The 21,788-nt window shown below is 64.2% G+C and carries 18 protein-coding genes; 17 read left to right on the top strand and 1 reads right to left on the bottom strand.

Annotation, left to right across the window (positions count from 1 at the left end; genetic code table 11):
* The first annotated feature begins 14 nt into the window (after positions 1–14).
* The 13 genes from AC0J5K_RS10800 (at position 15) to AC0J5K_RS10740 (ending at position 16,310) form a co-directional block, all read left to right on the top strand.
* Positions 15–1,253 (top strand): RNA polymerase factor sigma-54, encoded by a 1,239-nt coding sequence (locus tag AC0J5K_RS10800; protein WP_074835136.1) that lies wholly within the window; start codon positions 15–17, stop codon positions 1,251–1,253.
* Between the two features lie 472 nt (positions 1,254–1,725).
* Positions 1,726–3,390: an aromatic/alkene/methane monooxygenase hydroxylase/oxygenase subunit alpha gene (locus AC0J5K_RS10795; protein WP_074835134.1), complete on the top strand. Its 1,665-nt coding sequence runs from the start codon at positions 1,726–1,728 to the stop codon at positions 3,388–3,390.
* Between the two features lie 76 nt (positions 3,391–3,466).
* Entirely contained in the window at positions 3,467–4,525 is a 1,059-nt protein-coding gene (locus AC0J5K_RS10790; RefSeq protein WP_074835133.1) for a 2Fe-2S iron-sulfur cluster-binding protein, read from the top strand.
* Positions 4,526–4,572: 47 nt separating this feature from the next.
* Positions 4,573–5,634 (top strand): aromatic/alkene monooxygenase hydroxylase subunit beta, encoded by a 1,062-nt coding sequence (locus AC0J5K_RS10785; RefSeq protein WP_074835131.1) that lies wholly within the window; start codon positions 4,573–4,575, stop codon positions 5,632–5,634.
* Between the two features lie 21 nt (positions 5,635–5,655).
* Positions 5,656–6,030 (top strand): MmoB/DmpM family protein, encoded by a 375-nt coding sequence (locus tag AC0J5K_RS10780; RefSeq protein ID WP_048530927.1) that lies wholly within the window; start codon positions 5,656–5,658, stop codon positions 6,028–6,030.
* 90 nt (positions 6,031–6,120) lie between these two features.
* Positions 6,121–7,146, top strand: a complete 1,026-nt coding sequence (locus AC0J5K_RS10775; RefSeq protein WP_074835130.1) for an amidohydrolase family protein — start codon at positions 6,121–6,123, stop codon at positions 7,144–7,146.
* Between the two features lie 4 nt (positions 7,147–7,150).
* Positions 7,151–7,954 (top strand): iron-sulfur cluster assembly protein, encoded by an 804-nt coding sequence (locus tag AC0J5K_RS10770; RefSeq protein WP_274562960.1) that lies wholly within the window; start codon positions 7,151–7,153, stop codon positions 7,952–7,954.
* A 66-nt stretch (positions 7,955–8,020) separates the two neighbouring features.
* A complete protein-coding gene (groEL, locus tag AC0J5K_RS10765) occupies positions 8,021–9,652 on the top strand; it encodes a chaperonin GroEL (protein ID WP_274562961.1) in 1,632 nt (543 codons plus the stop codon).
* Positions 9,653–9,713: 61 nt separating this feature from the next.
* Positions 9,714–10,757, top strand: coding sequence for an NAD(P)-dependent alcohol dehydrogenase (locus AC0J5K_RS10760; protein ID WP_274562962.1), 1,044 nt, complete (start codon positions 9,714–9,716; stop codon positions 10,755–10,757).
* 105 nt (positions 10,758–10,862) lie between these two features.
* Positions 10,863–11,258 carry a VOC family protein gene (locus AC0J5K_RS10755; RefSeq protein WP_048530937.1) on the top strand — a complete coding sequence of 132 codons (396 nt, stop codon included), beginning with the start codon at positions 10,863–10,865 and terminating at the stop codon, positions 11,256–11,258.
* Positions 11,259–11,345: 87 nt separating this feature from the next.
* A complete protein-coding gene (gene katG, locus AC0J5K_RS10750) occupies positions 11,346–13,562 on the top strand; it encodes a catalase/peroxidase HPI (protein ID WP_274562965.1) in 2,217 nt (738 codons plus the stop codon).
* Between the two features lie 184 nt (positions 13,563–13,746).
* Positions 13,747–14,238, top strand: a complete 492-nt coding sequence (locus AC0J5K_RS10745) for a hypothetical protein (RefSeq protein ID WP_074835124.1) — start codon at positions 13,747–13,749, stop codon at positions 14,236–14,238.
* Positions 14,239–14,309: 71 nt separating this feature from the next.
* Positions 14,310–16,310: a sigma-54-dependent Fis family transcriptional regulator gene (locus tag AC0J5K_RS10740; protein ID WP_274562967.1), complete on the top strand. Its 2,001-nt coding sequence runs from the start codon at positions 14,310–14,312 to the stop codon at positions 16,308–16,310.
* A gap of 21 nt (positions 16,311–16,331) precedes the next feature.
* Here the strand turns inward: AC0J5K_RS10740 and AC0J5K_RS10735 are convergent, their stop codons facing one another.
* Positions 16,332–17,861, bottom strand: a complete 1,530-nt coding sequence (locus AC0J5K_RS10735) for a sulfatase family protein (protein WP_274562969.1) — start codon at positions 17,859–17,861, stop codon at positions 16,332–16,334.
* Between the two features lie 136 nt (positions 17,862–17,997).
* Between AC0J5K_RS10735 and AC0J5K_RS10730 the strand changes: the two genes are divergently transcribed.
* From AC0J5K_RS10730 to AC0J5K_RS10715, 4 genes are all read left to right on the top strand, one after another.
* Complete coding sequence (locus AC0J5K_RS10730) at positions 17,998–19,221, top strand: ABC transporter substrate-binding protein (RefSeq protein WP_274562971.1); 1,224 nt, start codon at positions 17,998–18,000, stop codon at positions 19,219–19,221.
* 64 nt (positions 19,222–19,285) lie between these two features.
* On the top strand, positions 19,286–20,155 hold the full coding sequence (locus tag AC0J5K_RS10725; RefSeq protein ID WP_274562973.1) for a carbohydrate ABC transporter permease: 870 nt from the start codon (positions 19,286–19,288) through the stop codon (positions 20,153–20,155).
* Positions 20,152–21,033, top strand: coding sequence for a carbohydrate ABC transporter permease (locus tag AC0J5K_RS10720; RefSeq protein ID WP_274562975.1), 882 nt, complete (start codon positions 20,152–20,154; stop codon positions 21,031–21,033). The genes AC0J5K_RS10725 and AC0J5K_RS10720 overlap by 4 nt, the downstream gene beginning before the upstream one ends.
* Entirely contained in the window at positions 21,030–21,788 is a 759-nt protein-coding gene (locus AC0J5K_RS10715; RefSeq protein WP_274562977.1) for an SDR family oxidoreductase, read from the top strand. The genes AC0J5K_RS10720 and AC0J5K_RS10715 overlap by 4 nt, the downstream gene beginning before the upstream one ends.

Here is a 21,788-nt window from a genome sequence, read left to right as displayed (position 1 = left end):
CGGGAGGCGGGCACATGAGGCCGGGTCTGCACCTGCGCGCACGGCAAAGCCAGGTATTCCGGCTGGGCCAGGTGGTGCGGCTGTTGCAGATGTCGGCGGCCGAGCTTGACGCCCATCTGGCCGAGGCGGCTCGCGACAATCCGATGCTGGTGCTGCGGCCACGACCGCTGGCGCCCGGGGCCACCGATGTGCTTGAAATGGCGGCGGTGGCGGAGGCCAACAGTCTTTATGACCACGTTTTCCGTGAGCTTACCGGGCTGATCGGGCAGGGCGGGCTGATGGCCCGGGTGATCACCGCGCTGGTCGCCGAGCTGGAGCCGTCGGGCTGGCTCGGGCGCGGGGTCGACGAGATTGCCGAGGGGCTGGGGCTGGGACAGGATCTGATCGCCGCGGCGCTGCGGCTGGTGCAGAAACGGGTCGAGCCGGCGGGATTGTTCGCGCGGGACTTGCAGGAATGTCTGCGGCTTCAACTCGAAGAGCGCGACAGGATGAGCGCGGCCATGCGGCTGGTGCTGTCCCATCTTCCGGTGCTCGAAACCGGCGGCCCGGCAGGTCTGGTGGCGGCCACCGGGCTGGCGGCAGAGACGGTGCAGGCCTGCCTCGCGGAGCTGCGGCAGCTCGATCCCAAGCCGGGCAGTGGCTTTTCCAGCGATCCGACGCTGATGCGTGAACCCGATGTCCGGCTGACCCCCACAGGCGATGGCTGGGAGATCGAATTCCTGTCGTCCTTGCAAGAGGATGTCGCCATCTCCGGTGTGCCGCGCGGCACCGGCGCCGAGACGCGGGCGGCGCTGGCCCGGGCGCGGGCGCTGAAACAGGCGCTGGCGATCCGCCGTTCGGCCCTGCGGCAGGTGGTGGGCGAGATCGTCGCGCGCCAGGGCGCCTTCTTCCGCGACGGGCCGGCGGCGCTGGCACCGATGACCATGTCCGAGATCGCGGCGGAGACCGGGTTTCATCTCAGCACCGTCAGCCGGGTGTTGAACGGCCTTCTGATCGAGGGTCCGAACGGGATCACCGCCGCACGGACGCTGTTCGGCGGCGCGGCTTCGGCGGCGGCGACACAGTCGAAACCGGCGGTGCAGGCACGGCTTCGCGCCTTGCTGGCGGGCGAGAATCCGAGACAGCCACTGTCCGACCGGCGGCTGACGGCGCTGCTGGAAGGCGAAGGCATCGCGATCTCGCGGCGGGTGGTGGCGAATTACCGGCGGGAGATCGGGGTTCCGGCAGCCGCAAAACGCCGGCTGCGGGCCTGATCTCCACCTCTCATTCCCTCCCGAGACCGAACACAGAACGGCGTCCGGCTCACCCGGGCGCCGTTTCGTGTTGCATACCTGACCGGGCCGCCGCTGACGGGTGTAACGCGGTGTAATGTCGCGGCTGAAACAGGGTGTAACGTTCTGCGACACTCTGGCCCTTTTCGGCGCGTCACGACCGTAGGCCCGAAAACCTGCGCAAGAAATTTCATCAAAAATAAACGTTCTATATCAGCGTATTAGCGAAAAAATACCGCGCGACTTTTACAAAGCCCGAATTCTGGAACCGGTCTTGCCACAAGTAGGGCACAAGCCGCGGCGTCCACCGGACGGGCGGCAGCAAGAACGAAGGACGGGAGCGCGATCTCCACAACCTTTGCCGAGAACCGGCGCCCCCGGGCGCGCAAACGAAACGGCAAAAGCCGCCAACAGGCCGGGCACCCGGCCGCAGAGCTGTAAGGAGGCTCATGGCATGACTTTGACGCTTAACAAGATCACGTCGCAACGTGGTATCTCGGTTGGGGAGGCCACCAAGAAGATCTCCGATCTCGGATGGAATCCGTCTTACGTGCAGGAGGCCAGCACCTTCCCGACGGATTACAAGATCACCAAGGCCCCGCGCGACCCGATGAAGCAGGTCCTGCGCTCCTACTTCCCGATGGAAGAGGAAAAGGACAACCGGGTCTATGGCGCGCTGGATGCCGCCCTGCGCGGTGACATGTTCCGCAATGTCGAACCGCGCTGGATCGAGTGGATGAAGCTCTTTCTGGCGATCATCCCGTTCCCCGAGATCTCGGCCGCGCGCTCGATGGCCATGGTGGCGCGCCTGTCGCCGGGCGAGGATTTGCGCACCGGCTTCACCATGCAGATGGTCGATGAATTCCGCCACTCCACGATCCAGATGAACCTGAAGAAGTGGTACATGGAGAACTACATCGATCCGGCCGGCTTCGACATCACCGAAGAGGCGTTCGGCAAGTGCTACGCCACCACCATCGGCCGGCAGTTCGGCGAGGGGTTCATCACCGGCGACACCATGACTGCCGCCTGCATGTACCTGACGGTCGTGGCGGAAACCGCATTCACCAACACGCTCTTCGTGGCCATGCCTTCGGAAGCGGCGCGCAATGGCGACTATGCGCTGCCCACGGTGTTCCTCTCGGTCCAGTCGGACGAGAGCCGCCATATCGGCAACGGGCATTCGCTGCTGATGGCGGCGCTGAAGGAGCCCGAGAACCACCTGCTGCTGGAACGCGACCTGAAGTATGCCTTTTGGCAGAACCACGCCATCGTCGACGCCGCGATCGGCACGTTCATCGAATACGGCACCACCAACCGCGACAAGGAAAAGGAATCCTACGCCGAGATGTGGCACCGCTGGATCTTCGAGGATTACTACCGGACCTACATGCTGCCGCTCGAGAAATACGGCGTGAAGGTGCACCACGACGACGTTCAGGAAGCCTGGAAGCGGATCACCGAAAAGAACTACGTCCACAAGGTCGCACAGTTCTTTGCCGTTGGCTGGCCGGTCAACTTCTGGCGGATCGAGGCCCAGACCGAGAAGGACTTCGAGTGGTTCGAGCACAAGTACCCGGGCTGGTACGCCGAGTTCGGCGAGTTCTGGAAATGGTACGCCAAGCTGTCGAAGCCGGGCGAGACCGTCGTCACCTTCAATCAGGACACCGGCTATGTCTATCCGCACCGCTGCTGGTCCTGCCTCGTGCCCTGCCTGATCCGCGAGGACATGGTGGTCGACGAGATCGACGGCGAGCTGCACACCTTTGCCCATGAGCTGGACCGCTGGACCGCGGTCGAGGCCTTTTCTGATGAATTCCAGGGCCGGCCGACCCCGGCAATGGGCAAGTTCTCGGGCAAGCGCGAATGGGAAAGCGTCTATGACGGCTGGGATCTCGCGGATGCGATCAAGGACCTCAACTTCGTCCGCGACGACGGCGAGACCCTGACCGCCCAGCCGCACCTGCGCTTCGACAACAAGGACATGTGGAAGCTCGAGCATGTGCGCGGCCACACCTTGCGCTCGCCGCTGAACATGCTGCGCAACATGAACGAGGCCGACCGCGCGGCGCATATCGCCGAATACCAGGCCGGCTTCACCATCAACCCCTGCAACTGATCGCAGACCGCGGGGGCCGCATCCGGCCCCCGCACCCCGAGGCGTCAGACGGCGCGTCGATGAAAGGGAGGACACGATGACGGACACGTATAACGTCCGATTGGAACCGGTCGGTGTGGAATTCGAGGTCGAAGACGGCGAATACATCCTCGACGCCGCGTTCCGCCAGGGCATTGCCCTGCCGCACGGCTGCAAGGAGGGCCAATGCTCGGCCTGCAAATGCGTCCAGCTCGACGGCGAGAGCGAGATGGAGAATTATTCCACATTCGCGCTGAACGACATGGAAAAGGACGGCGGCCATATCCTGATGTGCCGGTCGCTGGCGTTCAGCGATCTCGAGATCGAACTTCTCAACTATGATGAGGAGGTGCTGTCGAAATCCATTCCGGTCAAGCAATACTCCGGCAAGATCGTCGACTTCCAGAAACTCACCCATGACATTCGCGGGGTTCAAATCGAACTGGATGCGCCTTTGAAATTCTGGGCGGGCCAATATGTCGACATCACGGTCAAAACCGAAGCGGGGGAGGAGATTACACGCTCGTTCTCCATGGCAAATCCGCCGAGCGAAACCCAGAAACTCGGCTTCATCATCAAAAAATACCCCGACGGACGGTTCAGCAACGAGCTTGACGACGGCGGCATCAAAGCCGGCGCCGACGTCCGCGTCGAAGGCCCCTACGGAATGTGCTTCCGACGCGAGGACCGACAGGGACCGGTGATCCTGGTGGGCGCGGGCTCGGGCATGTCACCGGTCTGGTCGATCCTGAACGACCACATCGCCAGCGGCGAGGACCGCCCGGTCTATTTCTACTATGGCGCCCGCTCGCAAAGCGACCTGTTCAAGCTCGACGAGATCGCCGCGCTGACCGCCGCGCATCCAACCGTCGAGTTCATCCCGGTGCTGAGCCACGAGGACGAGGCCAACGGATGGGAGGGCGCGCGCGGCTTCGTGCATGAATACGTCGACAGCCATCTCAAGGAGCTGGGGATCGACGGCGCGGGCGATGTCTATGCCTGCGGCCCGCCGCCGATGATCGACGCGCTGACCCCGGTGCTCTTCATGCACGACTTCGACACCGATCGCATCTTCTACGACAAGTTCACCCCCACTTCCGGTTCTTCGACCCATTGAGACGGGTCGAACGCTAGTGACGTGAACACAACACAAGGGAGGCTACCATGGTAGCAACATCAAGTTCTGTCGGATCCGGCGCTGCCGGCGCGGCGCAATTCGCCGGCTCGAAAAGCCGCAAATACAACTACTTCGAGCCGCGCGGCAAGCGGGCGACGCATTATGAGGACGTCACCGTCGACGTGCAGCCCGATCCCGAGCGCTACCTGATCCAGAACTGGATCATCGAATTCGAGGGCGGCAAGGGCGGCGGCGCCTATCGGAAGGACAACACCGCCGCGCTGTCGTCGAACTGGCACGCCTTTCGTGCCCCGGATCAGGAATGGGAACGCACCCATTACCAGCGCCAGTCCAAGATCGAGACCATGGTGCAGAACGTCATCGCCAATGCCCGCAAGGCCGGCGCGCACAAGGCTTTTGACAAGGCTTGGCAGATGATCCTGCAAAAGCACCTGGGCGCTTGGAAACACGCGGAATTCGGCCTTGGCACCTCGCTCATGCAGGCGCAGCGCTATGGCTACACCCAGATGATCAACAATGCCACGCTGACCAATTCGTCTTACAAGATGCGCCTGAGCCAGGACATCACGCTCTATCTGGCCGAAATCGGCATGGACATCGACGGCTGGTCGGACGAACTGGGCAAGCAGGCCTGGCTGGAGGACCCGATCTGGCAGCCCTGCCGCGAGGCGATCGAGACGATCATGGGCTCCGAGGATTACCTCGAGCAGTATTTCGCCATCAACATCGTGTTCGAGCCGATGGTGGGCGAGCTGGTCCGCTCGGGCTTCTTCATGCAGGCGGCGGCGGCCAACAATGATTTCATCACCCCGCCGGTGATTTCGGCCGCCGAGGCGGATTTCGAGCGCAATCTCGCCAATACCGTCGATCTGATCTACCTGCTGGCGCATGACGAAGAGCACGGGCCGCACAACCGCGCGCTCTTCAAGTCCTGGCTCGCGAAACATGGCGCCCTGGCCGAAAAGGCCGCCGCCGCATTGCAGCCGATCTGGTCGCAGCCGCATTCCAAGCCGGTGTCCTTCGAAGACGTGAAAGCGGTCTCGAAAGAGCGCCTCGATCACATCGTCGCCGAGCTGGGGCTCGAGTAACCTTCTGAAAGGAAAAGAGATATGTCTACCGTAGCGCGCAATGCGTCGAACCAGAACATCTTCAAATCGATGAAGGACATCGATCTGACCTCGCGCGAAGTCTCGCATCAATGCGGCGTCACCATGAACGACAGCGTCGAGGCCCGCGCCATCGCCGAATTCATGGAGGAGAACGACCCCAGAGTGACGATCACCTACAACCCGGCGACCATCCGCATCGACGGCGAGGGCAAGCTGATCTTCAAGATGGACGAGATCACCGAATACCTCGGTCGCGAGATGACCGCCGAGACCTTCGAGGTCAATACCTCCACCCACTACGGGCGGATGGTGCGCGTCGACGACGACACCGTGATCCTGTTCGGCGACATGAACGAGGTTATGGAATACATCTGATCGCCGCGTTTCGCGGATGACCGGCTCCGGGGTCCGGCACCCCGACCCCGGAGCCGACAGCAAACTCAGCCACACGCAAGGGAGGACACCATGTACACGACCAAGGACGGAAAAGAGATCTTCGTGCTCGACGGCCACACCCATTTCTGGGACGGCAGCCCCGAGAACCAGGCCAATGTGCACGGCAAGCAGTTCATCGAATGTTTCTACGCCTATCACACCAACCTCAGCCCGCCGGAACAGCTCTGGGAAAAGGCGAAGTTTGAGAAATACAGCGAAGACGACATCTATCGCGACCTGTTCGTCGACGGCCCCAATGACATGGCGATCATCCAGACCACGGTGCTGAGCGACTTCTACAAGAAGGGCTTCGGCTGTCTGGAACGTTCGAACGAGATGGCCAAGCGCCACCCCGAGCGCTTCATCGTCAACGGCAGCTTCGATCCGCGCGATGGCGAGAAGGCGCTGGAATACATCCATTACATGAAGGAGACCTACGATATTTCCGGCGTGAAGATGTACACCGCCGAGTGGAACGGTGACAGCAAGGGCTGGGCGCTGAACGACCCGGCGGCTTACAAATGCTTCGAGCTGTGTGACAAGCTGGGCATCAAGAACATCCACGTCCACAAGGGCCCGACGATCATCCCGCTGTCCAAGGATGCCTTCAGCGTCGATGACGTCGATTACGCCGCCACGGATTTCCAGAACCTGAACTGGATCGTCGAACATTGCGGCCTGCCCCGGCTCGACGATTTCTGCTGGATCGCGACGCAGGAAACCAATGTCTATGCCGGGCTTGCCGTGGCCATGCCCTTCATCCATTCCCGCCCGCGCTACTTCGGCGAGGTCATGGCGGAACTGCTCTGGTGGGTGGGCGAGGACAAGATCCTGTTTGGCTCGGACTATGCGATCTGGACGCCGAAATGGCTGGTCGATCAGTTCATGGACTATCAGATCCCCGATGACATCTCGGCCGAGCGCGGCGGCGTGCAGTTGACCGACGAGATCAAGGAAAAGATCCTCGGGCTCAACGCGGCGAAACTCTACGGTATCGATGTCGCCGCCAAGAAGGCCGAACTGGCCGGCGCCCCCGTGCAGATCGCGGCGGAGTAGGGGCATGCTGGTCGCCAATCTGAAAAAGGAACTGGAGCTCGAGGTCTGGGAGCGTCTTGATGGCGTGACCGACCCCGAGCTGGATGAACCGATCACCGACATGGGCTTTGTCGAAGCGGTCGAGGTGACGGATGCCAGAAAGGTGCGGGTGGCGTTTCGCCTTCCCACCTACTGGTGCTCGCCGAACTTCGCCTTTCTCATGGCCTTCGGCATCCGCCGCGAGGTGATGGCCTTGCCCTGGGTGGCCGAGGCCGAGGTGCTGCTCAACGATCACTGCTTCGGTGACAAGGTCAACGAAGGCGTCAACAGCGGCCGCGCGTTTACCGAAATCTTCGCAGAGTACTGCGACGGCGCGCGGCTGGACGAGGTGGTCGAGACCTTCCTCGCCAAGGCCTTCGACCGGCGCCAGGAGACGGTGCTCTTGGGGCTTCAGGCGCTGGGCCACGAACCGGCAGAGATCACCGCGATGACGCTCGGCGCGCTGCGCCGGGTGGCGTTCAGCGGTGAAGAGGAGCTGCGGCAATTGCCGCGCTACCTCGACCTGCTGCTGGCGCAGGGGCTGGCATCAGAGCCGCAGGACCTGGCCTTTCCCACTTGGGACGGTGACGAGATCGCGCCGCATGAGCTGCGCGCGCATCTGACCAAGCTGCGCAGCACCCGGATCAACATGGAGTTCAACGGCGCGCTTTGCCGGGGGCTTGCCAAGATGCGCTACAAGGAAGTCGAGATCGGGCCCGACGGGCCGCAGCTGATCGACTTCATCGCCGGGCGGGTGCCGCCCCGCGACGAGGGCGTGACGGCCACCTAAGCGGCCGGCATCACACGACAAAACAAGGGAGGACGCCCCGCATCCGCGGCGGCGAAGGAGGAAGATATGGCGAAACTCATGGTACACGGCAAGACCGCCCGCAACTGCCTGGCCCGCGGTGTCGCGCGGCTGGCGGCGGCGGTGGAACCCACCCTCGGGCCCAAGGGGCTCAACGCGATGGTCGACCGGCCGGTCGGCACGCCGCTGGTCACCCGCGACGGGGTCAGCATCGCCTGCGAGATCGAGCTGAACGACCGGTTCGAGAACATGGGCGCCCAGGTGGTGCGCGAGGTTTCGATGCAGACCAATGACGTGGCAGGCGACGGCACCACCACCGCCATCGTGCTGGCCAATGCACTGATCCAGCGTGGCGTGGACCTGACCGACAAAGGCGTCAAGCCGGTGGACCTCTGCAAGGGCATCGACCTTGCGGTGGCGCGGGTGGTCGACGCGATCGATGCCTCCTCGCTCGATTGCGACGATCACCCCGAATACCTCGAAGCCGTGGCGCGGGTGTCCTCGACCGATCCCAAGCTGGGCGCGCTGGTGGCCGAGGCCTTTCGCCGGGTAGGCCGCGAAGGCGTGATTTCCGCCGACTTCGGCGTCACCATCGACACCACGATGGAAGTGGTCGAAGGCATGTCGTTCGAACGCGGCTATATCTCGCATCACATGGTCACCGACCGCGAGAACATGGAAGCGGTGCTGCGCAACCCGCTGATCCTGTTGACCGACCAGAAGATCCTGAAGCCGGAAATGCTGGATACCGCGATTTCGATTGCCGATGCCGAAAACCGCCCTCTGCTGATCGTGGCGGAAGAGATTGCGCCGGACGTGGTGGTCAAACTGCTCGATCAGGGCGGCGCCGGGAAATACCTGATCGTGCATCCGCCGGAATATGGCCACTGGCGCACTGCGATGATGGACGACCTGGCAATCCTGACCGGCGGTGAGGTTCTGGCCCGCGACCTGGGCAAGAAGATCGAGAATGTCACCCGCGCCCAGCTGGGCGGCGCCGAGATGGTGCGCAGCCATGCCTCGGGCACCTCGGTCCTGCGGGGCGAGGGCGATCCGGATGCGATCACCGCGCGCCGCAACCAGGTGCAGCGCCAGCATGACACCGCCCCGCCGAACATCGAGAAGGACAAGCTGCGCGAGCGTCTGTCCAAGCTGACCGGCGGCAGCGCGATCATCTATGCGGGCGGCTTCACCCCGGTCGAACAGAAACGGACCATCCAACTGATCGAGGACGCGCTCTGCGCGGTGCAGGCAGCGGCGGCGGACGGCGTGGTTGCAGGCGGCGGGACGGCGCTGGCGCAGATCTCCGACTGTCTCGAAAACCTCGACGCCTTGGGCGACGTGGCCAAGGGCATCCAACTGGTGCGCTCGATCCTGACCGAACCGGTGCGTCGCATCGCCCGCAACGCAGGCGCCGACGTGGCGGCGATCGCCCAAGCGGTGGCCGAGGGTCCGGCGGGCCATGGCTACAACGCCGCAACCGGTGTTTTCGGCAACATGTTCGAAGCGGGCATCATCGATCCCGCCCGCGTGCCCGCCAGCGCGCTGGTCAATGCCGCGTCCGTGGCGACGCTGATCCTGACCACCGAGACGCTCGTCGGTGATCTGGAGGAAGGCGAGGCCGACCCGACCGAAGGCCCGGCACGCGGCGGCGGCGCCGAGCTTCTGGGTCGCGCCTGAGCGCTGTTTCACACCCGGGGGGCCGGACGCTCCGGCCCCTCACCAAGAAAGGACAAGGACCATGAAAGCAGCGAGACTTTACGAATACGACCCCGAGATGAACGTCGAGTTGAAGATCGAGGACGTCGCGGCCCCCACCATCGCAGCCGCCGACGAGGTGATCGTCAAGGTCGGCGCGGCGGGTCTGTGCCGCACCGATCTGCACATCATCGAGGGCGTCTGGAAAGACATCATGGACACCGAGGGCAACCTTCTGCCTTACGTGATGGGCCATGAGAACGCCGGCTGGGTCGAAGACGTGGGCAGCAATGTCACCTCGGTCAAACCCGGCGACGCGGTGATCTGTCACCCGTTCAATGCCTGCGGCATCTGCCTGGAATGCCGCTATGGCCACGACATGTACTGCGATCACGGCAAGTTCCCCGGCCTTGGGCTGGATGGCGGCTTTGCCGAGTATTTCAAGACCAACGAACGCTCTATCATCAAACTGAACACCGGCATCACGCCGCTGAGCGTCGCGCCGATGGCGGATGCGGGCATTACCGCCTATCGCGCCGCCAAGAAGGCCGCGAAGCTGCTCAACCCCGGCGGTTACGTGCTTCTGCTGGGCATCGGCGGGCTGGGGCATATCGCGCTTCAGGTGCTGAAACATACCTGCGGCGCGCGGGTCATCGCCGTTGACCGCGAGCCTGCGGCGCAGGCGCTGGCCCGCGATTTGGGCGCCGACATCGTGCTGGATGGCGGGCCGAACCTGATTGAGGAGGTCAAGGATTTGACGGGCGGCGGTGCGCATGTGGCCATCGATTTCGTCGGCGAGCATGGCACCGAAAACCTCTGCTGGCGGCTGCTGCGCCAGGGTGGCGAGCTGATCATGGTGGGCTACGGTGGCGAGGTGCGGGTGCCGACGCTGGAACTGGTGGCCAATGAGATCAAGATCGGCGGCAGCCTCGTCGGCGATTTCGTCGAGCTGGTCGAGCTGATGGAGATGAACGCCGACGGCAAGGTCAGGATGCACCAGACCGAATACAAGCTGGCCAACATCAACCAGGCGATCACCGATTTCAAGGATCGCAAGTTCACCGGGCGGGGCGTGATCGTACCCTGATCACCCGCCCGGCTCCCCGAAGCGCCTTCTCGGGCGCTCCGCCCTGCGGTCGTTTGCCTTCCGTCACGGCCGCAGGGCCCAACGCTTCAACCGCCGAGGTGCGACATGGCCAAAGCCATTCATTCGATGATCCGCGTGCGTGACGCGGATCGCTCCGTGGCCTTCTACCGCGCGGCCTTTGGCCTCGAGGTGGCCGACCGGATCGAGTTCGACGATTTCACGCTGATCTATCTGTCGAACGACGAAACGCCGTTCGAGCTCGAGCTGACCGTCAACAAGGGCACCGAGGAGGCTTACGATCTGGGCACGGGTTACGGCCATCTCGCGTTCAGCGTCGCGGATGTGGCGGCCGAGCATGCGCGCTTTGCGGCAGAAGGGCTTGCCCCGCGCAAGCTGGTCGATTTCCGGCACGCGGGCCGGCGGCTGGCGCGCTTCTTCTTCGTCAAGGACCCCGATGGCTACGAGATCGAGGTCCTGCAACGCGCCGGGCGTTTCAAATGAGACACCGGCAAACCACCTGACAGACCGATGCCCGGCGGCCCCACCGGCCGCCGGGGCACTCCAAGATACGTAACAAGGGACAAGACCATGGATGGAAACGATTTGCGGCCGGCGGGCGGTTGCCCAGTGATGCACGGCACGACGAACCGGGCAGGGCGCAGCAACCGCGACTGGTGGCCGAACCAGCTCAACCTGTCGGTGCTGCACCAGCATCCGCCGGCGGCCGATCCGATGCCCGAGGGCTTTGACTATGCCGCGGCTTTCAAGGCGCTCGATCTCGATGCGGTGAAATCCGATCTGACCGCGCTGATGACCGACAGCAAGCAGTGGTGGCCGGCGGATTACGGCCACTACGGCCCGCTTTTCATCCGCATGGCCTGGCACAGCGCCGGCACCTACCGCACCGCCGACGGGCGCGGCGGCGCCTCGACCGGCAACCAGCGTTTTGCGCCTCTGAATTCCTGGCCCGACAACGGCAATCTCGACAAGGCCCGTCGACTGCTCTGGCCGATCAAGGAGAAATACGGCAACGCGATCTCCTGGGCCGACCTGATGATCCTGGCCGGCAATGTCGCCATCGAGAGCATGGGCGGTCGGACCTTCGGCTTTGGCGGCGGCCGCGCCGATATCTGGGCCCCCGAAGAGGATGTCTATTGGGGCGCCGAGGAGGAATGGCTGGCAACTTCGGACCGGCCCAACAGCCGCTATTCCGGCGCGCGCGAGCTGGAAAACCCGCTGGCCGCGGTGCAGATGGGGCTGATCTACGTCAACCCGGAGGGGCCCGACGGCGTGCCCGATCCGCTGGCCTCGGCGCGTGACATCCGCGACACCTTTGGCCGGATGGCGATGAATGACGAAGAGACCGTCGCCCTGGTCGCCGGCGGCCACACCTTCGGCAAGGCCCATGGCGCCGGCGATCCGGCACTGGTCGGCGCCGAGCCCGAGGGCTGCCCGGTACAGGAGATGGGGTTCGGCTGGAAGAACGGCCACAAGAGCGGCCGGGGCGTCGACACCACCACATCGGGCATCGAGGGGCCCTGGACGGCCAACCCGACGCAATGGGACATGGGCTATCTCGACCTGCTGCTCGGCTATGACTGGGAACTGACAAAAAGCCCGGCAGGGGCGCATATCTGGCACGCCAGGGGGCTGACCGACGATGACCACGCGCCGCAGGTCGATGGCTCGGGCGACCGGGTGCCGGTGATGATGACCACCGCCGACATGGCGATGCGCATGGACCCGGCCTATGGCGCGATCTCGCGGCGGTTTCACGAGAACCCCGAGGAATTTGCCGAGGCCTTCGCCCGCGCCTGGTTCAAGCTGACCCACCGCGACATGGGGCCCCGGGCCCGGTATCTCGGCAAGGAGGTGCCGGCGGAAGAGCTGATCTGGCAGGACCCGGTGCCGCCGGTCGATCATCCGCTGATCGACGCCAGGGACGCGGCCGCGCTGAAGGCGGAGATCCTCGGCTCGGGCCTGTCGGTGGCCGATTGCGTCTGGGTCGCCTGGGCTTCGGCATCGAGCTATCGCGGATCGGACAAGCGCGGCGGTGCCAATGGCGCGCGTCTTCGACTGGCGCCGCAAAAGGACTGGGCGGCCAATGATCCGGCGCGGCTGGCGCGGGTGCTCGACGTGCTGGAGGGACTTGCCGCCGATTTCAACGGCGGCACCTCTGGCGGCAAGAAGGTCTCGCTGGCCGATGTCATCGTGCTGGCCGGCAACGCCGGGGTGGAGGCAGCGGCCAGGGCCGGCGGCCATGAGGTGCAGGTGGCCTTCACCCCGGGCCGCACCGACGCCAGGGAGGATCAGACCGACGCCGCCTCTTTCGAGCCGATGGAGCCGATTGCCGACGGGTTCCGCAACTTCGAAAAGGCGGCCTATACCGTGCCCGCCGAGGCGCTGCTGGTCGACAAGGCGCAGCTTCTTGGGCTGAGCGCGCCCGAGTTGACGGCGTTGGTCGGCGGGCTGCGTGTGATCGGCGCGACCCATGGCGGCACCGCTACCGGCGTGCTGACCGACCGTCCCGGCACGCTCAGCGCCGATTTCTTCGCCAATATTCTCGACATGGATATCGAATGGCTGCCGATCGACGGTGCCGAACGGGTGTTTGACGGCTGCGACCGCGCCAGCGGCGCGAAGAAATGGAGCGCCTCGCGTGTCGATCTGGTGTTCGGCTCGAATTCGCAGCTTCGGGCGCTGGCCGAGGTCTATGCCGGGCGGGACAACGCCGGGCTCTTTGTCAGTGATTTTGTCGCCGCCTGGACCAAGGTGATGAACGCTGACCGGTTCGATCTCGACTGAGGCAGGCTCCGGCAGGTCTCTGCCGGGCAGCCCATCCGCCGGGGGCCGCGCAGATGGCCCCCGGCACGCGCCGCAGGAGCGGCGCCCTGCATCGCAGGGCCGGGCGGGCCGATGGCCCTACGACCTTAAAGCTTTGGCATCGGGCGCGCCCTTCTGCTAACACATGAACACGGGAGGAAAACCAGTGGTTGATATTTTCTCGAAACGCGAGGGGCCGCGTCTCGAAGACGTCAAGGCCCGGCGTCTGCTGACCCAGAATGCCGGCACGATCCGCAAACTGGCGGATCAGATCAGCAATGGCGGCTTCAGCAAGATGCAGGCCGATCAGGCGCGCCGCCGCGAGCCGCCCAAGCCCGACGGGCTGATCATCCATGACCTCAAGGCGCGGGTGACAAGCGATGTGGCCGAGCCCTATGTCAAGGTGAGCCTGAACAACCGCGTTGTCCTGGTCGACAGATCGACCGGTCGCCAGATGCAGATGCTGGGCGAGATCCGCGGCAGCGTCCTCTCGAAGCGTTTTGTGCTGGCCAGCAGCGAGAACGGGTTCTTTTCACCGCTGGACCCCGAGATGCAGGCCGCCCTGGCGCATCTCGACGGGGTCGAGATCACCGATGCATTCAGTGACCGAGACCTGGCGGACCGCCTCGAAGACGTGCTTGTGCCGCGCGACGAATGACCCATTCGCCGCGCCTTTGTTATCCGTAACCGACCGAAGGACATGCAACCAGGCCTGACAAAGGGGCCCTGATGACAGACTCGAAAAGCAAGAGGCCGCAAGGATTGCCCGACCGTTCCAGCTATTCGGAATATGACACCCGCGAGGCCTGGGAACGGTTTGTAAGCACCGGCTCCTCGGTCGATGAACGGCCTCCGAAGGTGCGCGAGGAGATCCTCGATTCCTGGCGCCGGAGCCGGGATTCCGGTGTCGACGCCGCCAGCCTGGCGTCGCGCAAGGTCTATGATGAGCAACAGATCCACCTCAGGCGCGAGCGCAATACCGCGCTGCGCAAGGCGGCCTCGGCGGCGTTCAAACGGCTGGAACCGCATTTGAAGGAGGCCCGGACAATCCTGATCCTGGCCGATGATCAGGGCGTCATCATCGATGCCATCGGCGATGCTCATGTGCTCGACGAAGGCCAGGAGATCCACCTGGAACTGGGCGGCGACTGGAGTGAAAAGACCATTGGAACCAATGGCATCGGCACCGCGCTCAAGACCGGAAAACCGGCCTATGTGCATGCGACCGAGCATTTCGCCGAAGGGGTGCAGGCCTGGACCTGCGCCGGGGCGCCGATCTTCGATCCCTTCACCCAGACGATCATCGGCGTGGTCGACCTCTCGGGGCCGCCGCAGATCTTTCGTCAGCATAATGTGGCGCTGGTGTTGGCCGCCGCGCGCGAGATCGAGATTGCGCTGGCCGAGCAGAAACAGGTCGAGCGGACGCAACTGCTCGAGGCCTTCCTGGTGTCGGATTACAGCCGCGCGCATGAAAGCGTGGTGCTGGTCGATCAATCCGGCCGGGTGCTGTTCCGGCGCGGGTTCGAAGAGGACATGCTGCGCCAGGCCAAGGAGCTTTCGGTGGGCCACAAGCTGTTGCCCAAGCTCGAGGGGCTGTCGGATCAGGACATTCCCAAGCTCCTGCCGCTGAACGTCGAGGCGGAGGGCATCGAGCGGCTCAAACTCGAAGGCGTGTTTCGTGGCGCGGCGCTGTTTCTCAAGGATCGCAGCGCGCTTAGGCGCAAGGCGGGCGAGACCTGCAAGATCAAGCCGCGCGCCAATGTCAGCGAGGCGCAGATCCAGATCGTCGGAACCTCGCCCAAGATGGTTGATGCCATGGGCCTGGCCGAACGGGCGGCGCTGGCCAATGTCTCGGTGCTGATCCATGGCGAGACCGGCGTCGGCAAAGAGCTCTTCGCGCGGCTGATCCACAGCCGTCTGCCCGATGACAAGGCGCCATATGTGCCGGTCAACTGCGCCGCGATCTCCAGCGATCTGATCGGGGCGGAGCTGTTCGGCTATGCCGAGGGTGCCTTTACCGGTGCGGCGCAGGGCGGGCGCACCGGCAAGTTCGAGCTGGCCAATGGCGGTGTGCTCTGCCTCGATGAGATCGGCGACATGCCAATCGAGTTACAACCCTATCTTTTGCGGGCGCTGGAACAGCGGGCGATCTATCGCATCGGCGACAGCCAGCGCCGGCCGGTCGACGTGCGGCTGGTGGCGATGACAAACCGCGATCTGCGACAGGAGATCGAGAAAGGCAATTTCCGCCGCGACCTGTTCTATCGCCTTGGCGTGATGACCATCGAAGTGCCGCCGCTGCGTGAACGCGGCGATGACGTGATCGCGCTGCTGGAGCATTTCTCGCAGCATTACGCCGAAGAGACCGGCCAGGCGCCGCTGACTTTTACCGACAAGGTGCGGGAACTGCTGAGGCGCTATCAATGGCCCGGCAACGTGCGCGAGCTGCGCAACGCGGTGCAGCGTTTTTACCTGATCAAGACCGACAGCCTGGTGACCGAGCGCGACCTGCCGCCGGAGATCCTCGACGATTTCGAAGGCGGCGCCGAGGATTCGCTCGAACATATCCTCGGCGGCCACTCCGGCGATCTGGAAAGCATCGAGGCGAGCGCCATCCGGCGGACGATCCTTTCGGAGAACGGCAATCTGTCCAAGGTCGCCCAGGTGCTGGGCATCTCGCGTCCGACCCTCTATCGCAAGATGAAACGCTACCGGATCCGCAAGGGCTGACCGCGCCGGCCTTTGGCGGCGTCAGTGCCAGCCGACGCGCGGCGCGGCGGGGATCCTGTCGTCGGGCCGGGATCGGATCATGTCGGTATGCTCGCGCCGGATTGCGGCATAGGCGGGGTCGTCGAAGCGATTGACCATCTCGTCGGGGTCGTCGTGCAGGTCGTAGAGCTCGCCGGACCCGGTGCGCAGGTCCATCGACATGCGGCAGCGGGCGCTGCGGACGGTCACCAAATCCATGTCCACGGCCGAGCGCTGGCTGTCGACCTCGTATTCCGACAGGGCGAAGTCGCGGCTCTCGTGGCCGGTCCAGAGCCCGCGCCACGAGCGGCCATGGCCCTCCGGGGCGGGCAGCCCGGCAAGATCGGCCGCCGTCGCAAGGACATCCACGGTGCCGACCGGATCTTCGATGACCCGGCCCCCGGGGATGCCGGGGCCGCGGATCAGGCAGGGCACCCGCAGCAACCCGTCATAGAGCATCGGCCCCTTCAGCAGCAGCCCGTGATCGCCCAGCCATTCACCGTGATCGCTGATGAAGATGACATAGGTATTGTCCAGCTCGCCGGCGGTCTCCAGCGCATGCAGAATGCGCCCGACTTCATGGTCGACGGCAGAGATCATGCCGAAATAGATGCGGGTGATGTCGCGCAGGGCGGCGTCGGTCAGCTCGCCTTTCTGCCCCCAGTCGATGCCGCCGGCATTGTGCTCGGCGCCTTGCTTGATCGGCCTGGCGCGGTCCTCGACAAAGGCGCGGTGCCACCAGGGGCGGTTCTCCAGGTCGAGTTCGGGATGCCGGGCAATCGTCACCTCTTCGGGCGTGTAGCTGTCGCACCAGGGTTGCGGCGCCAGAAAGGGCGGGTGCGGATCGGGAAAGGACACCCAGGCCATCAACGGCCTGTCATCCTTGTTGTCGATCATCTCGATCGCGCGGTCGCCGATCCAGGGCGAGGAATGCCAGGGCGCCTCCAGCGCCGAGCGCCAGGCCTGAAAATGCGCGGTGTCCGGCGTCAGCCGGTCCTTGGCCCGGTCCCAGCGCCTCTGGCCGCCGCCGTGCAGATCGAGCCAGTATTCGTAATGCAGCGCTTCGGGCGGCGCGTACCATTGGGTGTGGTGATGCGGCCGCAGCATCAGTTGCACATCTTCAAATCCCATGTAGCTGCCCCGCCAGTCGGGGGCGAAATCGCCGGCGCTCTTGTAACATTCGGGTCGGCCGGTGGGCGCAAAGGTCTGCTGGCTGGAGAGATGCGCCTTGCCGATGAAATGCGTGGCATATCCGGCCTTGCCAAAGGTGCCGCCGAGGCCCGCCGCGGCCAGCGCCTCGTCCAGGTCGCGGCCATTGTCACGCACGCCGTGGCTGTAGGGTAGCTTGCCGGTCAGAATCGATGCCCGCGCCGCCTGACACATGGGATGCGGGGTGATGCATCTGGAAAACCGCACCCCGGCCCGGCCGATCCGGTCAAGGTTGGGGGTGCGGACGCCGCGCCCCTCCGCGCCGATGCAATCGCCACGCTGCTGATCGGTCGAGATCAGGATGACATTGGGTTTTCGCGTCATGACAGGGCTCCTTGCGTCGGTCTTGGCATCGGGCCTGGGCAGGCTTTGCCGTGAGTTCAGGTTAAACATATTATGAAAGATGTACAATTCCAAAAATATAATGTACGAAATGTCAGAAGAGAGAGGAGCTTCAGAAATGATTCGTACTTTTGGCATTGCGGCAACCCTGACCGCTGGTCTGATCGGCGCGGCGCAGGCGCAGACCGTGCTTGATGTGGTTGCCTGGAAGGGCAATGAGGCCGAGCCCGCGGGGCTGCCCGGGCTGATCGAGAAATTCGAGGCCGCGCACCCCGATATCGAGGTCGAGCTGACTTATGTGGCGCGCAAGGATGTGGACAAGGTGATCCCGCCGCGTCTGCAAGGCGGCAATCCGCCGGATGTGACGATGGTCGACAGCGCGCTGGTCGATCTCTGGGGCGGGGCGGGATTTCTGACCAATCTGGGCACCGACAGCCCCTGGTATGACCGCATGGTGCCAGTGGTGCGCGAGGTGATGACAAGCGACGGGCAGATCCTTGTCTATCCGCTGGAAGTCATCGGCATGGGCAATTTCGTCAACATGGACCTCTTGGCCAAGGTGGGGATCGAGACCGCGCCGGTCACCCTCCAGGCGCTGAAAGCCGCCTGCCGGACGCTGGCGGAAGAGGGGATCGCGCCGATGATCTTTGCCGGCGGCTTTCCCGCCATGCTGTTTGTCGGCGCAAACGGCATCGATCCCAAGGGCATCTCGCCAGCGGAATACGGCACGGGCACGCGGATGTTCGTGGAGGACGCCAATTTCAATGCCTCGCTGGATTCGGTGCGCGATCTTGTGGCCGCCGAGTGTTTCGACCCAGCGCTTCAGGCCGGGCTGGACCCCTGGGCCACCGCGCCGCAGGAGTTTCGGGCCGGCAATGTGGCGATCCTGCCGCAGGGCGCATGGAACATCGGCAACTTCTCCGATGTCGAAGGGCTAAATTATCAGTTCGCGCCGATGCCGTCGGCCTTTTCCGATCACGGCCTGGCGCTCGATCTGGTGGGGCCGGGCTGGGCCATCCCGCGCGACGCCGAGCATCCCGAGGCCGCGCGTGCCTGGATCGATTTCTTCGCCGAAGAGGAAAATCTGCGCGTGTTCCTCGAGGCCGAGGGCGCCTACAGCCCCTATGTTGGCGGCCGCGACACGATGCCGGACCTGGCAGCCCCCTATACCGCCGCCCGGGCCGCAGGCAGCCTGATCCTCTGGCCGTTCTCGACGCTGGCCTTTCCCAAGCCGCTGCAATCGGAGTGGGAAGACAGCATCACCGGCTTCCTGCTGAACATCGACAAGCCCAACGAGGACACGTTGCAGCGTTGGGATGACGTGGTCGAAGACAACCTCTGACCCATCGATGGCCCGGCGCAACCATGCCGGGCCGCCACCACCATCAACAGTGCAGGAGGGGGCCATGCGGGCGCGACACTCACTTTACCTTTTCACCATACCGGCGCTGCTGGTGATCGGGCTGTTCTTTGTCCACCCGATCATTCTGACCTTCGACATGAGCCTGACCAACTTCAAGGGCATCGGCGAGGCCAAGGAGGTGGGCTGGCGCAACTACGAGCGCATCTTCAGCCGTGACCGCTACATCCGCGAAATATGGCTGACGCTGTGGTATACGGTGATCGTGGTCTCGGCGCTGACTGTGACGGGGCTGTTCTTTGCCGCCATGCTGCACCGGTTGCCGCTGATCCGCAATTTCAGCCGCGCCGCGCTTTATACCCCGGCCATGATGTCTTTTGTCGTGGTGGGGTATGTCTGGCAGTTTCTCTATTCGCCCCTGAACGGCGGCATCAACGTGGCGCTGCGTGATCTGGGGCTTGGCGGCTGGGAGCAAAACTGGCTGGGCGATCCGGCGCTGGCGCTCTATTCCGTGGCCTTCACCCAGGTCTGGATGTTCACCGGCTTCACCTGTGCCATCTTTCTGGCGGGCTTTGCCGGCATTCCCGAAGAGATAAACGAAGCCGGGCGGCTCGAGGGCGCATCCTCATGGCAGCGCTTTCGCTATCTCGAGCTGCCGCTGCTGGGGCCGTCGATCACCGTCTCGGTGATGCTGACAACCATCGGCACGCTCAAGACCTTCGAACTGCCGTTCATCCTGACCAAGGGCGGGCCGGATGGCGCCACCCGGCTGTTGTCCATCGACATCATCGACAACCTCTTTGGCCAGTACAAATTCGGTTTTGCCAGCGCGCTGTCGATCGTCATGCTGGTGATCGTGCTGGCGGTGGCCTTCCTTCAGAACAAGATCCTGCGGGATCGGGAGCACGCGCAATGAGCATGACCGATGTACACAGCGCCCCGCGCGCAAACCATGGTGCGGACTGGGACCAAATCCGGCGCCGGGCGAAATCCATCCTCGTGCATGGTATCGTGCTGGCCCTTGTCGGTCTCATGCTGCTGCCGCTGGTCTACATGTTGATGATGTCCTTCAAGACCTCGACCGAGATCGCGCAGGATCCGCTGGGCCTGCCTGACAGCCTTTACTGGGGCAATTACATGGCGGCGCTCAGCTCGATGGGCTATCTTCGGTCGGTGCTGAACTCCCTGGGCATCACGCTTTCGGTGATCGTCGTGGTGGTCTTTGCCGGCGCTATGGCCGCCTATCCGCTGGCACGCCTGGAAAACCGCATCGGCCGCGTGATCGTCATGGTCATGGCGCTGGGGCTGGCGACGCCGAATTTCGTCACCATTACCCCGATCTACGTGATCTTCCGCGATCTCGGGCTTCTCGACAGCTATCTCGGCATCGTGCTGGCCTTTGCCGCGCTGAAACTGCCGCTGGCGGTATTCTTCTACACCAGCTTCATCGCCGCCATTCCGATCGAGCTGGAAGAGGCCGCGCGGCTCGACAATTGCAATAACTGGCAGATCTTCTGGCACGTGATCCGGCCCTTGCTGGCGCCGGTGACGGCCACCCTGTCGCTTTTCGTGATGATCATGGTGTGGAACGATTTCATCTATCCGCTGCTGCTGCTGACCGACAAGGACAAGCTGACGGTGATGATCGCGGTCTACAAGTTCGTCGGCAACACCGGGATAGACCCGACCAAGCTGTTTCCGGCCGCAGTTCTCGGCTCGCTGCCGCTGCTGATCATGTTTGCCCTGTTCCAACGCAAGATCATGGCCGGGGCCACGGCGGGAGCGGTGAAATGAACCTCGACGGCAAGCACATCATCGTCACCGGCGCGGGGGCGGGCATCGGCCTGGGCATTGCCCGCGCCTGCCGGGCGGCCGGGGCCGAGGTGACCGGTTTCGATGTAAATGTCGCGGGCCGGGACAGGCTGGAGGCATTCGGCGCGCGTTTCATGCAGGTCGATGTCACCGACCTCGACGGGTTCGAGGCTGCGATTTCCGAGGCCCATTCCCGTGAAGGCCGGCTCGACGGCATGGTCAACAACGCCGGTGTCACCATCAAGGTGCCATTCCTCGACATGACCCGCGCGCAGATGGAAACGCTCTGGACGGTCAACCAGCGTTCGGTGCTGGTCGGCTGCCAGGCGGCGGGGCGGATCATGACCGGGGCCGGGGGCGGGGCGATCGTCAACCTGTCTTCGGTCCACGCCCGCGCCACCAACCCCGGGCACGAGGCCTATGCCGCCACCAAGGCCGCCATTGCCGCGATGACCCGCGCCATGGCCTGGTCGCTGGGTCCGCAGGGCGTGCGCGTCAATGCGATCTGCCCGGCGCTGGTGCGCACCGAGATCGTCGATGCGGCGATGCAAGACCCGACCCTGGCGGCGCAGTTCCGGCGTTACAACCCCGAAGGCACCGTCACCACGGTGGACGAGATCGGTGCGTTGGCCGTGTTCCTGCTGTCGGATGCGGGCGCGGCGCTGAACGGGTCTGAGGTGATGGCCGACCGCGCCATGTCGGCGCTTCTGGATGTATTCGATGTGAGGAGGGATTGA

Source organism: Marinovum sp. E3, assembly GCF_055755275.1.
This window is presented reverse-complemented; position numbering and strand designations above follow the sequence as displayed.